At 42.2% G+C, this 15850-nt stretch carries 15 protein-coding genes, 1 rRNA gene and 1 pseudogene; all 17 read right to left on the bottom strand.

Features of this window, described 5'->3' with window-relative positions; genetic code table 11:
* Positions 1 to 196, bottom strand: a 16S ribosomal RNA gene (locus BAE31_RS03105); the annotation flags it as partial.
* 341 nt (positions 197 to 537) lie between these two features.
* Positions 538 to 2037 (bottom strand): lysine--tRNA ligase, encoded by a 1500-nt coding sequence (gene lysS, locus BAE31_RS03100; protein ID WP_024427180.1) that lies wholly within the window; start codon positions 2035 to 2037, stop codon positions 538 to 540.
* Between the two features lie 90 nt (positions 2038 to 2127).
* Entirely contained in the window at positions 2128 to 3129 is a 1002-nt protein-coding gene (gene dusB, locus BAE31_RS03095) for a tRNA dihydrouridine synthase DusB (RefSeq protein WP_041105742.1), read from the bottom strand.
* Complete coding sequence (locus BAE31_RS03090) at positions 3122 to 3355, bottom strand: helix-turn-helix domain-containing protein (protein ID WP_024425661.1); 234 nt, start codon at positions 3353 to 3355, stop codon at positions 3122 to 3124. The genes dusB and BAE31_RS03090 overlap by 8 nt, the downstream gene beginning before the upstream one ends.
* Positions 3307 to 3810 (bottom strand): 2-amino-4-hydroxy-6-hydroxymethyldihydropteridine diphosphokinase, encoded by a 504-nt coding sequence (folK, locus tag BAE31_RS03085; RefSeq protein ID WP_024425660.1) that lies wholly within the window; start codon positions 3808 to 3810, stop codon positions 3307 to 3309. The genes BAE31_RS03090 and folK overlap by 49 nt, the downstream gene beginning before the upstream one ends.
* Positions 3807 to 4169, bottom strand: coding sequence for a dihydroneopterin aldolase (gene folB, locus BAE31_RS03080; RefSeq protein ID WP_024425659.1), 363 nt, complete (start codon positions 4167 to 4169; stop codon positions 3807 to 3809). The genes folK and folB overlap by 4 nt, the downstream gene beginning before the upstream one ends.
* Positions 4162 to 5019 (bottom strand): dihydropteroate synthase, encoded by an 858-nt coding sequence (gene folP / locus BAE31_RS03075; protein WP_076839434.1) that lies wholly within the window; start codon positions 5017 to 5019, stop codon positions 4162 to 4164. Before folP ends, folB begins: the two co-directional genes overlap by 8 nt.
* A 9-nt stretch (positions 5020 to 5028) precedes the next feature.
* A complete protein-coding gene (gene pabC, locus BAE31_RS03070; protein ID WP_076839432.1) occupies positions 5029 to 5877 on the bottom strand; it encodes an aminodeoxychorismate lyase in 849 nt (282 codons plus the stop codon).
* A complete protein-coding gene (pabA, locus tag BAE31_RS03065) occupies positions 5874 to 6467 on the bottom strand; it encodes an aminodeoxychorismate/anthranilate synthase component II (protein ID WP_024425656.1) in 594 nt (197 codons plus the stop codon). Before pabA ends, pabC begins: the two co-directional genes overlap by 4 nt.
* 13 nt (positions 6468 to 6480) lie before the next feature.
* Positions 6481 to 7899, bottom strand: a complete 1419-nt coding sequence (locus BAE31_RS03060; RefSeq protein WP_041105735.1) for an anthranilate synthase component I family protein — start codon at positions 7897 to 7899, stop codon at positions 6481 to 6483.
* 124 nt (positions 7900 to 8023) lie between these two features.
* Positions 8024 to 8947: a cysteine synthase A gene (cysK, locus tag BAE31_RS03055; protein WP_024425655.1), complete on the bottom strand. Its 924-nt coding sequence runs from the start codon at positions 8945 to 8947 to the stop codon at positions 8024 to 8026.
* A gap of 77 nt (positions 8948 to 9024) precedes the next feature.
* Positions 9025 to 9933, bottom strand: coding sequence for a peptidyl-prolyl cis-trans isomerase (locus BAE31_RS03050; protein ID WP_024425654.1), 909 nt, complete (start codon positions 9931 to 9933; stop codon positions 9025 to 9027).
* A gap of 46 nt (positions 9934 to 9979) precedes the next feature.
* Complete coding sequence (hslO, locus tag BAE31_RS03045) at positions 9980 to 10855, bottom strand: Hsp33 family molecular chaperone HslO (protein WP_041105733.1); 876 nt, start codon at positions 10853 to 10855, stop codon at positions 9980 to 9982.
* 14 nt (positions 10856 to 10869) lie between these two features.
* A complete protein-coding gene (locus tag BAE31_RS03040) occupies positions 10870 to 11646 on the bottom strand; it encodes a type III pantothenate kinase (protein ID WP_024427185.1) in 777 nt (258 codons plus the stop codon).
* A 162-nt stretch (positions 11647 to 11808) separates the two neighbouring features.
* Complete coding sequence (ftsH, locus tag BAE31_RS03035) at positions 11809 to 13710, bottom strand: ATP-dependent zinc metalloprotease FtsH (RefSeq protein WP_024427186.1); 1902 nt, start codon at positions 13708 to 13710, stop codon at positions 11809 to 11811.
* 95 nt (positions 13711 to 13805) lie between these two features.
* The gene (hpt, locus tag BAE31_RS03030) at positions 13806 to 14345 is read right to left on the bottom strand and encodes a hypoxanthine phosphoribosyltransferase (RefSeq protein WP_008357399.1); all 540 of its coding nucleotides are present in this window, start codon (positions 14343 to 14345) and stop codon (positions 13806 to 13808) included.
* Positions 14342 to 15764: pseudogene (gene tilS / locus BAE31_RS03025) on the bottom strand (tRNA lysidine(34) synthetase TilS). Before tilS ends, hpt begins: the two are co-directional and overlap by 4 nt.
* Positions 15765 to 15850: the final 86 nt, after the last annotated feature.

Below are 15850 nucleotides of genomic sequence, written 5' to 3'. Positions count from 1 at the left end.
CCATGCGGTTCAAGGAACTATCCGGTATTAGCTCCGGTTTCCCGGAGTTATCCCAGTCTTACAGGCAGGTTACCCACGTGTTACTCACCCGTCCGCCGCTAACATCCGGGAGCAAGCTCCCTTCTGTCCGCTCGACTTGCATGTATTAGGCACGCCGCCAGCGTTCGTCCTGAGCCAGGATCAAACTCTCCGAAAAAGTACAAAACCGAAGTTTTGCTTTTCGCCAGTTTGACTGACTACCTATGATGTATCATAGGATTTTTTATAAAAACTCGAATTAACAGGTACGTTTTGTCTTGTTTAGTTTTCAAAGATCATGTTCGTTATCGCTCGTAAGCGACTTTAATATCTTACCATTTTGTATCGGTTAAAGTCAAGAATTTTTTTCAATTTCTTTTTTTAACCTCGTTGCTATTTTGCGGCAACGAATAATAATATACCACCTGGAATCTTTCCTTGCAATAGTTTTTTTAAAAAAAGTTTCATTTTATGAAAAATAAAAAGCGCCATAGATAAAATGGCGCTTTGATTGATGTATTAGCGGTTTCTCATTTGCGGGAAAAGCAGTACATCTCTGATTGATGGAGAATTTGTTAAAAGCATGATTAATCGGTCGATCCCGATTCCTAACCCACCTGTTGGAGGCATGCCGTATTCTAACGCTTCAACAAAATCGTCATCCATTAGATGTGCTTCGTCATTTCCTTCTTCACGTTCTTTTAATTGAGCTTCAAAGCGTTCTCTTTGATCAATTGGATCGTTTAGCTCTGTGAATGCATTTGCATGCTCACGGCGCACGATAAACAGCTCAAAGCGATCTGTGAAGCGAGGATCTTCAGGATTTTTCTTAGCTAATGGAGAAATCTCCACTGGATGTCCGTAAATGAATGTAGGCTGAACCAATGTTTCTTCTACTTTTTGCTCGAAGAACTCATTGATAATATGACCTACTGTCATATTTTTCGTGATTTCAACACCATGATCAGCAGCATGCTGCTTTGCTTCTTCTATAGACATCTCCTGCCAGAAGTCTACGCCTGTTGCTTCTTTGACCGCTTCAACCATATGCAGTCTCTTCCATTCAGGTTTGAGATCAATTTCATCTTCTCCATATTGAATGGTTGTTGTTCCCAGCACCTCTTGGGCAATATGAGCAATCAAGTTTTCAGTCAGATTCATGATGTCTTTGTAGTCTGCGTATGCTTCATACAGCTCAATCATAGTGAATTCTGGGTTATGACGAGTCGATACACCTTCATTACGGAATACGCGGCCAATCTCGTATACTTTCTCTAGACCACCGACAATTAGGCGTTTTAAGTGCAGCTCGATCGCAATACGCATATAAAGCGGCATATCAAGTGCATTGTGATGAGTAATGAAAGGACGCGCTGATGCACCACCAGGAATGCTGTGCATTGTTGGTGTTTCAACTTCTAAGTATCCTTTAGAATCCAAGTATCTTCTCATGGATTGAATGATTTTGCTTCGCATAATGAATGTCTGCTTACTTTCTGGATTTACAATGAGGTCAAGGTAGCGCTGACGATAGCGTTGTTCAACATCTTTTAATCCATGATATTTATCAGGAAGCGGGCGAAGTGCTTTTGTCAGAACCTCAAAGCTAGTCGCTTTAATAGAAAGTTCTCCTACATTTGTTTTAAATACCGTTCCTGTTACACCGATGATATCGCCTAGGTCCGAGCTTTTAAATAATTCGTAGGCTTCTTCCCCTACACTATCTTTACGAACATAGATTTGAATTTGTCCTTCTAAGTCTTGAATATGCGCAAAGCCAGCTTTACCTTTTCCGCGCTTTGTCATCATACGTCCAGCGATTGTTACTTGAGCCGCTTTTCCTTCTAAGTCTTCTTTAGAAAACTCGTCATATTCAGCGATAATTTGCGCAGATTGATGAGAACGGTCATATCGTTCACCGAATGGATCGATACCCTCTTCTCTCATTTTATTCATTTTGTCACGTCTGACTTGGAATTGGTCATTTAATTCTTCGTTATTAAGCCCTTCATTACTCATTTATATCACTCCAATAATGTATTTTGCAGAGAAAAGCAGAAAAACTGCCAGTACATGCACTAGCAGTGAGCTACAAAAAGAAAGATAATCTTATCCTACTTTTATACTTTGAAGCTCTTTTGCCTCGGCTTCGATCGTAAAGTCATCAAGAACTTGTACAAGCTCCGCTCTCGTTTCACTTTGATTGATTTGATTTCTCACGTCCGCATTACCTCGGACACCTTTTAAGTACCATGCTGCGTGCTTTCTCATTTCTCTAACAGCCACATGCTCACCTTTTAGATCAATGAGTCTGTCTAAGTGAAGCTTGCACACTGACATTTTCTCACGCACGTTTGGCTCTTCTTTCAGTTCACCCGTTTCTAAATAATGAACCGTTCGATAAATCATCCACGGGTTTCCAAGTGCGGCTCTTCCGATCATGACAGCGTCCACTCCTGTTTCATCAAGCATACGTTTTGCATCTTGAGGGGTTTTGACATCGCCATTGCCAATGACAGGAATTGAAACAGATTGTTTAACCTCTTTCATAATATCCCAATTCGCTGTTCCTTCGTACATTTGCACGCGTGTCCGTCCGTGAAGCGCAACCGCTTGTCCACCTGCTCGTTCTACAGCACGGGCATTGTCGATAGCAAAGATATGGTCTTCGTCCCAGCCCATTCTCATTTTCACTGTAACTGGTTTGTCTACAGCTTCTACGACAGCAGAGACCATTTCATAAATCTTGTTTGGATCAAGGAGCCATTTCGCGCCTGCATCACATTTCGTAATCTTTGGTACAGGACAGCCCATGTTGATATCAATAATATCAGCTGTGGTATTCTGGTCTACAAACTTTGCCGCTTCGACGAGTGTGTCTTTTTCCCCTCCAAATATCTGAAGGCTCAAAGGCTTTTCCCGTTCATCAATGTATAGCATACCCATTGTTCTCGCATTGTTGATCAGGATCGCTTTGTCACTGACCATTTCAGCGCAGACTAAGCCCGCTCCAAACTCTTTCACTGTCAGTCTGAAGGCAGAGTTGCACACACCAGCCATTGGTGCGAGCACTACTTTGTTTTTAATCTCGATATCTCCGATTTTAAACATTTTTCCCCCTCCTTTCTTCTTCAAGAATTGGCGAAAGTTCTTCCACCGTTATATTTAAAGCATCTGCTATTTGACCAACCAATTGGTTTGTTGGTAATCGATTGCCTCGCTCAATTTCTCCTAAGACAGAGACAGAGATGCCCAGTCTTTTCGCGAACCCTTCCTGAGTATACCCTTTTAGCTTTCGGTATGCACGAATTCTTCTACCCCACATGTCTTTTTCCATATGCTTACACCTTCTTGGTCTGTTACGGCATTTATTTGTACTTCGCCGATTTCTGGGCAAATCTCACTCATCGGGACAAGAACGAATAAACGTTCGTACATTCTAGGATGCGGCACTACAAGTTGTTCTGTTTCAATATTTTCACGATTATAAAGTAAAATGTCAAGGTCAGCCGTTCGCGGTCCCCATCTCACTTCTCTTGTTCTGCCTAACTCTTGCTCGATTTTCTGAGTAAGAGAAAGTAGCTCCTCTGGACGAAGTGAAGTGGTAATTTTCACAGCCATATTTAAAAAGTCATCTTGGTTTTCATAGCCTACAGGTGCTGTTTCATATATCGATGAGATTAATTCCACTTGAACCTCTGGATGTTCATGCAGTTTTTTGACGGCTTCTTTTAAATAGGTTTCTTTTTTACCTATGTTTGAGCCTAATGCGATGTATGCTGTATTGTTCATGTGCGCGATCTCGTCATTTCAATTGCAACGGACTGATAGTGTCCTGGAATTGGCGGGTCTGGCTTGATTACCTTCACTGTACATTCCTGAACTGTCGGAAAGTCCTTTAACACTTGGTTTGCAATTCTTTCTGTCAGTGTTTCAACGAGATTGACCGGCTCGCCTTCTACAATGCTTTTGCAGATTTGGTAAAGCTCTGCATAGTTGATGGTCTCATTGAGGTCATCAGTTTGTCCGGCTTTACTTAAATCAAGTGAAGCTGTTAAGTCCACGCGGAATCGCTGCCCTAATTTATTTTCTTCTGCAAATACACCATGGTACCCGTAAAATTCCATTCCATTTACATATACTTTATCGATGATAAGCGCCTCCCTTATTCAGCATGGCATCCATCATTTTTGCCATTCTTGCTATTTCTTTTACATCATGTACACGGACCATCGCACTGCCCTTTTGAATCCCAAGGCAGACCGTCGCACCTGTTCCTTCAGTACGTTCTTCAGGCGGCAGGTCTAAGACAGCACCAATGAATCGTTTTCGAGATGTAGCTAGCAGCAGTGGATACCCAAGGTGACAAAAATGTTCAAGTTCATTCATGACCTTCAGGTTGTCCTCTTTATTTTTCGCAAATCCTACCCCTGGATCTAATATGATCATGTCATCACGGACACCCGCTTGCTGGGCAATTTGGACACTTTCTTTCAAATCGGCGATCATATCTGAAATCAGATGTGTGTAGTTTCGTTCTGGCCGATTGTGCATTAAAATAATTGGGACATTGTGCTTCGCTGCCACATGTGCCATTTGGGGATCTGCCTTCGCTCCCCATACATCATTAATGATGGAGGCTCCAGCTCTCACCGCTTCATCTGCGACACGGGCTTTATACGTATCAATAGAGATAGGTACATCTAATTCTTTTGTGATCTTCTCAATGACAGGAATGACCCTTGAAAGCTCCTCTTCTTCCGAGACAAGTGCCGCTCCCGGGCGAGTCGATTCTCCGCCAATATCAATAATATGCGCCCCGTCTTCTATCAGCTGCGCTGCATGAGCCAGCGCTTTATCTACTTGATTAAACTTTCCTCCATCTGAAAAAGAGTCAGGAGTGACATTTAAAATGCCCATGACCAATGTCTTTTCTTCATAGCTAAGGGTGTGATGCTTGGCCTGTATGATTTTAGGCTGTTTTATCAATTGTTGTGTCATTGTGTCCACCTACTCTTTATGGTCTTGACGTTCTTTTGTGTATTGCATTCTTAACTTTGTTGAGATGGTCCGGCTGTTTTTGGGCAAGTGGATGTCTCCTATACTCCCGAAAGGTACAACTCCCTGAACAGAATTGGTCATCCATGCCTCATCAGCTGAGAGCAAATGTGAGACTGGGTATCGTCCTTCCTTTAGCGAGACCCCCATCGCGTGGAGTGTTTCCATACAGTATCGACGTGTGACCCCATTTAAAATGCCTGTATCAAGTGACGGTGTATAGACCTCATCATCTTTCCGCCAAAATACATTCGAGGTAATACCTTCTGCCACATCATCTTCTTTCGTTAAAAAGATGCCTTCTAACGCCGGGTCGTTCCCCACTTCTCTTTTCCCGAGCAGGTTGTTCATATAGTGATGAGACTTGAGGCGTTTTGGCCCTTCTGGTGTATTTCTTCTTGTTTGAAGAATGACTCCCTTTTTCTCATCCAAAATAGATTCTGGACGGAATGGAGAGATCATGACAAAAACGACAGGCTCTTCATAAGGATCTGCAGAAAACCCATTGCCTCTGCCCGCAGAAACATTCAAGCGAATTCTCGCATGGCCGCCAGCTATTTGATTTTTATTTAGTAAAGTATGAATGATGTCGAGTACAAATGGTTTCTCTATTGTGGATTCGATGCAAAGGTCACGTAATGATTGATTGAGCCTTTCAAGATGCCAATCTAACAGGAAGACTTGTCCTGCCAGGCTGGTAAATGTTTCGAATACACCGATGCCATATAGAAAACCATGATCAAAAGGAGAAAGAGTCGCGTCTTTCTCCTCTATATACTGACCGTTCAGATAAATGATCATGCGTTTACTTCATGCCCCTTTTTACGATAGGTTTCAATGAAATTTTTCAGCATTTCTTTTCCGAAGGACGTCATAATCGATTCAGGATGGAATTGTACACTTTCAATCGGCAGTTCTTTATGGCGAATCGCCATGAGCTCGCCTTCTTTTGTGCTGGCTGTTGCGTCAAAGCACTCTGGCAGTGTCTCGTTTTTGACAATTAACGAATGATATCTCGTTGCGACGAGCGGATTTTGTAGTCCTGTGAAGACACCTTTTCCGTCATGTTTAATCTCTGACGTTTTCCCGTGCATTAAGCGCTCTGCTCGAACGACATCCCCGCCAAAGACTTGTGCGATGGATTGGTGACCTAGACACACACCGAAGATCGGAATACTTCCTGCAAAGTGCTTGATCGCCTCCATACTAATCCCCGCTTCATCAGGACTGCATGGCCCTGGAGAAATCATGAGGAAATCCGGCTTGAGCTCTTCAATTTCTTGAATGGTTACTTGATCATTCCGTTTCACGATCAATTCTTCTCCAAGCTCACCTAAATACTGGACCAGGTTGTACGTAAATGAATCATAATTATCAATCATTAAAATCATACTCTGCTCACCTCTAACTCAAAATAGTCTCTTCTTTGCTCAGCTGTAATGCTTTTTTCACTGCATAGGCTTTTTTAATCGATTCTTTATATTCGTGTTTTGGGACAGAATCTATGACGATCCCCGCACCTGACTGCATAAAGGCTTTTCCTTCTGTACAATACGCAGTACGAATGACGATATTAAAGTGCATATCTTGATTGAATCCAAACCAGCCTATAGATCCAGTATAAAGCCCACGTCTTGTTGGCTCAAGTTCTTCTATGATTTCCATCGTCCGCACTTTTGGAGCACCTGTAATCGTTCCACCTGGGAATACAGCTCTCATGACATCTACCGCGTCACATTCATCACGCAGCTCTCCTTGTACATTGGATACAATATGCATCACGTGTGAATATTTCTCAATCGCCATAAATTCGTTCACTTTTACGGATCCATAAGTGGATACGCGTCCAAGGTCATTCCGCTCAAGGTCAACAAGCATCACATGCTCTGCACGTTCTTTTTCATTTTCAATGAGCTCTTTTGCCAGCGCTTGATCCTCAGCGTCGTCTTTGCCTCGTGATCTTGTTCCGGCAATTGGTCTTGTTTCTAGCTGAGTTCCTTTTTTCTTAATAAGCAGCTCTGGAGATCCACAAACAATCTGGAAGTCAGGCGTATGCAGGTAAGACATATAAGGAGATGGATTGACTTGACGTAACGTTTTGTATAAATCATACGGATGAGTGTGAAGCTGTTCATCTTGTCTGATGGATAAGTTCACTTGGAACACATCACCGTTTGCGATATATTGCTTAATTTTCTCTACTGCTTCCCCAAAGGTTTCTTCAGTGAATGGTGCTGCTGGTACAAATTCTGTGGAAGGTTCACTGACAGGTGATTGTGCTGATTCTTCTGAAGAGCTTGTCCATTTTTGCCTCCATTCTTCAAGCCTTTGGTTCGCTTTACTCACTGATTCCGTTTCCTCTATGTGCGTAATCAGCCACAGCGCGTGCTCTTTATGATCAAAAACTGCAACATCGTTAAATACGAGGAAATAAAGGTCTGGTGTTTGAAGATCATCAATTGACAGCATCTTAAAATGCTCGATGTATCTAGCATAATCGTAGCTTAAAAACCCAATTGCTCCGCCTTGGAAGTCTGGGTATTCGTCGTTCGTTTCGGTTTGAAGGGTTTGAAACCAATCCGTAAACGCTCTGAATGGATCACCTTCTTTGAACAGCACCTCATCTTGATAATGGATGGTCGTCATTCCATCTTTCCCCTTCGCTTTAGCGATCGGGTGAATACCAGCGATGCTATAAGAACCGCCGCGCGCACTTTCAAGAAGCACATGATGTGTTTCGCGAGCAGTTAATTGTTCGTATCTTTTCAAGAATGCATCTTTCGTAAAAGGAATTTTGATGCCCATCGGCCTGCGTTGTGTCATGTTATCATCCTTTTTCATTTTCATTAATCTTATTGTAATGCAATCCAATTTATTTAGAAAATAGTATTTGCTTTCCATCTTCAGAATTCATGAAAAAACCCCAGCAAATGCTGGGGTGATTGGTTTAATCGAATTGATAAAGTGGTGTACTGAGGTAACGCTCACCATTACTTGGGATGATGGCCAGAACCTTTTTCCCTTTACCAAGCTTTTTCGCTGTTTGAAGTGCTGCGTAAATAGCTGCTCCGGAAGAAATACCGCCAAGGATTCCTTCTTCTTTCGCTGCTTTTCTTGCAAGCTCAAATGCATCTTCGTTTTTCACTTGGATGATGCCGTCATATATTTCTGTGTTCAAGATTGAAGGAACAAAACCTGCTCCAATTCCTTGAATTTTATGCGGACCCGGCTTACCGCCTGACAATACAGGAGAATCTGTCGGCTCTACTGCATAAAGCTGGATGGATGGGATGGCTTCTTTTAGGACTTCACCAGCACCTGTAATCGTACCGCCCGTACCAACACCTGCAATAAATGCATCAAGCTCGCCGTCAAACTGTTCAAGGATTTCTTTCCCAGTTGTACGACGGTGAATCTCTGCATTGGCTTCGTTGCTAAATTGCTGAGGCATGAAATAACCATGCTCTTCTGCTAATTCTTCCGCTTTTTTGATGGCACCTTTCATTCCTTCTGCACCTGGTGTTAAGACAAGTTCCGCACCATAAGCGCGTAAAAGGTTGCGGCGCTCCTGACTCATTGTGTCCGGCATAACCAAAATCGCATTGATTCCTTTAGCAGCCGCTACCATTGCAAGGCCGATTCCTGTATTTCCGCTTGTTGGTTCAATAAGCGTATCGCCGGCTTTTAATGTACCTTTTGCTTCAGCATCTTCGATCATCGCTAAAGCAATACGATCTTTGACACTGCTGCCCGGGTTCATATATTCAAGTTTCAAGTAGACATCCGCACTGTCTTCATCTACTAAACGGTTTAATTTAACGACTGGTGTATTTCCTATTAGTTCAAAAACTGAATTTGCAATACGAGCCATCACTAACACCTCTATCTCCGAGTAATTTTATTGTATTAATATTAAATTATCAATTTCAAAAAATTTTGTCAATGCTTTTAGTCCTGCTCGCCATCGTAAAACCATGTGACTTTTGCTTCTTTCCACAGGGTTTTGACATTCGCCTTTTCACCTAGATCTTCCATGGCGATCTGCCTTTTAATCTGGTCTTTGACTTCGTCATAGGAGAAAGAGCGGCCATTTAATTTTTCTTTTAACTGAATAATGGCATACCCGTTTTTGGTCTGAATCGGCTCTTTCGTCCATTCATCTGGCTGAAGCTTTTGAGCTTCTTGTATGTATAGGGCTGGGATACTTTCCTGCTCTTCTGTCACAAATCCAAGATCTCCGCCGTATGGTGAGGTGTAACGGTCGATTGAACGTTCAGCTGCCACGGCTTCGAAACTAGATCCACCTTTTAAATCTTTCAATACATTTTCAGCCTCGCTCTTTGTCTTCACGACGATATGGCGAATGCGGTATGAATCATCATATTGATATAAGTCCTTGTTTTTTTCATAAAACGATTTCGCTTCTTTTTCAGAAACGACGGCATCTCTTGTTAAAAGCTGCTCTAATAAAATTTGATAACGAATCTGTTCTTTCCATTCCTTCTCACTTGTATGTCCATCTTCATAGAAATTATTAGACACCGCTTTGAGCATAAGCAATTCACGATTGATCTCTTTTGAAGACACTTCCAGCTTGTTTTGCTTGGCAAGCTGATTGACCACCTTTTGATTGATCATTTGCTCAAGAGTCGCCTTTCCGTAGCGGTCTTCCATTTTCTTTAGCCATTCTTGACGCGTCACCTTCTCTTTTCCAATTGACGCAATTTCTTCACCGCTCTTCCCGTTAGAAGAAGCCTGTGACATTTGTGACTTTGTTAATACATATGCAATGACAACGGCATTAATCATGAGCAACACGAGGATAAATGTCCATACCACTCTTGCTTTTAGTCTCATCTTTCGTCTCCTTTCCATTCTAAAAAGAAAACCCGCTGCTTAGAGCTTAGCGGGTTAATTCTTCACGTAGCTCTTCTAGCTCTTCTTTTGTAAATACATACGTTTCGTTACAAAAATGGCATTGAGCTTCTGCTTGTCCGTCTTGTTCAATCATATCATCAATTTCGGCTTTCCCTAGGCTGATAATGCCATTTGCAAACCGTTCTTTTGAGCAGTTACAAGAAAATTCGACAGGTACAGTTTCTAAAATTTGAGGCTTTTCACCGAGTACTTCTTCTAATATTTGTTCTGGTGTCATCCCTTTTTCAATGAGTTTAGAGATGGGTTCAATGGTTGACAGGCGCTTTTCTAGTCTTTCAATGACAGCATCTTCTGTACCAGGCAGCAATTGAATGATGAAACCGCCTGCTGCGAGAATCGAATTATCTGGATTGACAAGGACGCCTACGCCTACAGAAGAAGGCACTTGCTCAGAAGAAACAAGATAATAAGTGAAGTCATCTCCAATTTCACCTGAGACAATTTCTGTTTGTCCTGTAAAGTGGTCCTTCAGCCCGATATCTTTGACAACACTTAACGTTCCAGATGTTCCGACTGCACGTCTAACATCCAGCTTGCCATGTTCATTTAAGTCAAAGTGAACTTGTGGGTTTGAGACATATCCTCGCACCTGGCCTTTTGCATTTCCATCAGCGATAATGGCGCCGATTGGTCCACCGCCTTCTATTTTGACAGTTAGCTTATTCTCACCTTTCAGCATAGCACCCATCATGACTGTTGCTGTCATCGTTCTGCCGATGGCTGCTGATGCAGTCGGCCACGTATGATGTCTTCTTTGTGCTTCGTTGATTGTATCTGTTGTGTTTGCAGCATATGCGCGGACTTTTCCATCATATGCTAACGCTTTAACTAAGTAATCCATTTGATTTAAACCTCCTATAATACACCGACACGATTACGTTCATAAATGAGCTGCAGTCCTTTTAATGTGAGGAACGGATCGACAATATCAATACAGTCTGATTCATTTCCAATCAATGTAGACAAACCGCCTGTTGCAATGACTTTCGGTGTTTGTTTGGCTTGCTGCTTCATCCGTTTCACTATTCCCTCGACTTGGCCAACATATCCATAAAGGATGCCGGATTGCATCGCACTGATGGTGTTTTTTCCAACAATGTGATCTGGACGGACAATTTCAATTCTCGGCAGCTTCGCCGCTCTTGTATATAAAGCCTCAGTTGAGATGGTAATACCCGGTGCAATCGCTCCACCCATGTATTGTTTTTGTTCATTGATATAACAGTAGGTTGTTGCTGTTCCAAAGTCTACCACAATAAGAGGTGCCCCATATAGGTGAATTGCTGCTACTGCATTGACAATTCGATCTGCCCCGACTTCCTTTGGATTGTCACACATAATGTTTAATCCAGTCTTCATTCCAGGCCCTACAATTTGGGGTGTTATGTGAAAATACTTTTCGCACATTCTTTCAAGTGCGAACATCATTGGCGGGACAACAGACGAGATGATAATCCCTTCTATTTGGTCAAACATCAGCCCGACATAATCGAATAAAGCCCTGATGGACATACCAAATTCATCTTCTGTTTTATGACGGCTTGTTTCAATTCGCCAATGGTAGTTTAGATCGCCATTATGATAAACACCTAAAACGGTATTTGTGTTTCCTACATCTATCACGAGTAACAACTTCATCACCACTTTGAATAGTTTCTCAAAAAGAGCATTTTTCGACTTTCTATCATACCATACACGAATTGAGTTCCATTTGTAAACAATTCGAAACCGATCCATTCATGAATCGAAATAAAAAAAGCTGCCGGTGATCCCGGCAGCTTTCACAGAAGGAGATTAGATCTCCTCATCTTCTTTTTTCTTGATGTTTACTTTCACATCATCGTTTTTCTCTTCGTCATCTGCATATACACGCTCTGGAAGCTTTCCAGTTTCGTAAAGAGATTTAATTTGTTCAGCATCTAATGTTTCAACTTCTAGAAGGGCTTGTGCGATGATTTCTAACTTATCTTTATTCTCAGTGAGAATTTGTTTCGCACGTTCGTAGCTCTCCTTAATGAAACGCTGAACTTCTTGGTCAATTTCGTAAGCGATCGCTTCACTGTAATTCGGCTCATTGTTAAAATCACGGCCAAGGAAGACTTGACCTCCTTGTGATTGACCGAATTGAAGCGGACCAAGTTTATCAGACATACCGAACTCTGTGACCATTCTTCTTGCAATGCCTGTTGCACGCTGGAAGTCGTTGTGAGCGCCTGTACTTACTTCACCAAACGTAATTTCCTCTGCAACACGACCGCCGAGCAAGCCGACAATCTTATCAAGAAGCTCTGGCTTCGTTTGGAAATAACGGTCTTCTCTTGGAAGCATGACCGCATATCCGCCTGCCTGACCACGAGGAACGATCGTTACTTTATGCACCATGTCCGCTTCGTCTAGGATAAGACCAATGACGGTATGACCTGCTTCATGGTAAGCCACAATATTACGTTCTTTCTTCGAAATGACACGGCTTTTCTTCGCCGGCCCAGCGATGACACGGTCAGTCGCTTCGTCAATATCACGCATATCGATTTTCTTTTTGTTATGACGGGCAGCAACAAGTGCTGCTTCGTTTAGTAAGTTCTCAAGATCTGCTCCAGAGAACCCTGGTGTTCTGCTTGCAATGGCTTTTAAGTTAACTGACTCGTCAAGCGGTTTGTTTTTCGCATGAACTTTCAGTACTTCTTCACGGCCAATAACATCTGGGCGGTCAACCGTAATTTGACGGTCAAAACGTCCCGGACGCAGCAATGCAGGGTCTAGAATATCTGCACGGTTTGTCGCAGCAATGATAATAATACCTTCGTTGGCACTAAAACCATCCATTTCAACAAGAAGCTGGTTAAGCGTTTGTTCACGCTCGTCATGACCACCGCCAAGACCGGCTCCACGCTGACGACCCACTGCATCAATCTCATCAATAAAGATTAAGCAAGGTGCATTCTTTTTCGCATTTTCGAATAAATCACGTACACGTGATGCACCGACACCGACGAACATCTCGACGAAGTCAGAACCACTGATGCTGAAGAAAGGAACGCCTGCTTCTCCTGCAGATGCTCTCGCAAGCAATGTTTTACCTGTACCTGGAGGTCCTACTAGTAAAACCCCTTTAGGGATTCTTGCGCCAAGCTCCGCAAATTTACGTGGGTCCTTCAGGAATTCAACCACTTCTACAAGCTCTTGCTTTTCTTCATCTGCACCGGCAACATCTTTAAATTTCACACGTTTCTTCTCTTCTGTGTAAAGCTTCGCCTTACTCTTACCAAAGTTCATGACTCGGCTTCCGCCGCCCTGAGCTTGGTTCAATAAGAAGAAGAACAGGATAAAGATGATGATAAACGGAATGATGGTTGTCAGAACTTGCAGCCATCCATTTGTTTCAGGTGCTGGTTCTACTTTTACATCTGTATTCTTCAGTGCACTGTAAATTTGGTCAACACCTTGACCATCTGGAACATGGGTAATGAAGTATTGATCTTTCTTCGCGCCATCTAATTGACCACGAATTTCATAAACCCCTCTTACAGGCTGAATGGAGATACTCTCCACTTTTCCCGCACTTAGATTTTGCGAAAATTTGCTGTAAGACATGTTCTCAGGCTTTTGATTTGGGGATCCTAACCAACTGACGACCCCTATCACAAGTAATAAAATAAGTATATAAAAAATCGTATTACGAAAAACCCGATTCATTCCTTACCTCCTCCCACAGTAAGCACAACTATGTTCAATAGTATCATAGAAAATCATTCCAACACAACCAATAACCTCATGTATACGTATGCTGATTAGCCTTCGTAAACAGATGGTTTTAACACTCCAATATACGGGAGGTTTCGGTAACGTTCAGCAAAATCCAATCCATAGCCGACAACAAATGCATCTGGCACTTCAAATCCAACATAATCTGCTTTGATGTCTGCTTTGCGGCCGCTTGGTTTATCAAGCAATGTCACAATTTTAATGGAATTTGCTTTACGGTATCGGAAAAGCTCTACCAGATAGCTCAAAGTTAACCCACTGTCGATGATATCTTCCATAATCAAAATATCTCTTCCTTCAACAGAAGTATCTAGATCCTTAATGATCTTTACTTCTCCAGAAGATACGGTAGACTTTCCGTAGCTAGATACATCCATAAAATCAAGTTCTAAATATGTATCAATGTGTTTGATCAGGTCTGCCATGAATGGAAGAGCCCCTTTCAAAACACCAATAGCCAGGGGAAATTTACCATCATAATCACTGGTTAATGTTGCACCCAGTTCCTTCACTTTTTGCTGGATCTCTTCTTCTGAGATCAAAATCTTTTCAATATCTTGTTTCATGCTTTTGCTTGCCCCCTACAAATTTTCGTGCTGTCTATATTGTAATACAATGAGATCGCTGTTTGTCATATCAATTTCTTCAAAAACGGATTTTTTCAGACCTGGGATCCAGATGATTTGATGATCCGAGTCAGTGACGATCGGCCAGCTGTCTCTTTCTGCAAGAGGCACTTTTTTATCAATAAATATATCCTTCACCTTTTTTGATCCATTCATCCCTTTAAGTTTGATTCGATCACCATTTTTTCGTGAGCGAATGATCAAAGGGAGACGAACATGATCTTTTTGAAGCAAGAAAAAATGGTTTCCGTTCCGTGCATCCTTCGGAACATGATTTGATACGGCGATAGACTGTCCATTTGGGAGAAAAAGCTCTTCTCCGAGCTCAACCTTTAAGTGAAGAGCATAAGACTGGTCTAATACATGCGATCGTTCAAAGGTAAACATACAGTGATCATAAGACTTGACAGCTTGTAAACCTTTTGGCAAATCTAATGATCCAGACGGTTGATCGGTATGAGATAACCAGTCTAAAGTCCCTAGAATATGCTGGTTTGAAAACGCTGATTGAGTGTTTTCATAAAGATAGTTTAATATTAGTTGAATGCCTCTTCTTTGTAAAGGCAAAGGCAGGTCAAGCAAAGGCTTCGTTTTGATCTCAATTTGCTTAGGCGATTGACTCGTTATCACTTGGTTCATTTGTTCCTTTGTTAAAGCCTGCAAGTATTGCTCATCCTCAGTCAGCATGTCACTTACAAACTGAAAGCTTTCATGTACATGAGGTGCCTCTTCTTTTAACACGGGAAGAATGTGTCTTCTTACCCGGTTTCTCAAGTAGTCATCCGTATGATTGCTTTGATCAATGACATAGGGGACATGTTCTTTTTCACAAGCTTTTAGTACGTCGTCCTTAGAGTATCCAATGAGCGGTCGAATCAGCCACCCATTTTGAAAAGGACGTTTTGCTTGGATACCCGCGAGTCCTATACCAACAGTCCCTCTCGCAAGTCTCATCAACATTGTTTCTACTTGGTCGTCTCCATGATGTGCAAGCGCTATAAATTGAGCGTTGTATTGCTCCATCAATTGACGAAAGAAAGCATATCTGCACTCCCTTGCAGCTGCCTGTTTGTTTAAGCGGTTTTCTTTTGCATATTGGGTGACCTGTATGCGGGACGATTCAAAAGGGATCTCGTGCTCCTTACAGTAAGCCTCAACAAATGCCAAATCAGCAAAGGACTCTTCTCCTCTGAACATGTGATCTACATGGGCTGCAATCAGCTGATAGGAACCTTTGCGGCGCTTGTTAAGTTCATGCAGTAAGAGCATGGAATCCGGTCCGCCGGAAACCCCGACAATGACTGTCGTATTTTCAAGGTAAACATCATGCTTTTTCAAAAAAGATTCAATTCTATTCACAACTTCCTCCTCACAAAGAGCAGGTAATTTAAAGATATACATATCCTATCACTTTCAGTAGCTCCAAGCAAAGAAGAAGCCTGCTT

The organism is Bacillus sp. I-2, from assembly GCF_001974945.1.
GTDB lineage: Bacteria > Bacillota > Bacilli > Bacillales > Bacillaceae > Bacillus > Bacillus safensis.
The sequence above is the reverse complement of the archived record's forward strand: the minus strand, read 5'-3'. Positions and strand labels throughout refer to the sequence as shown.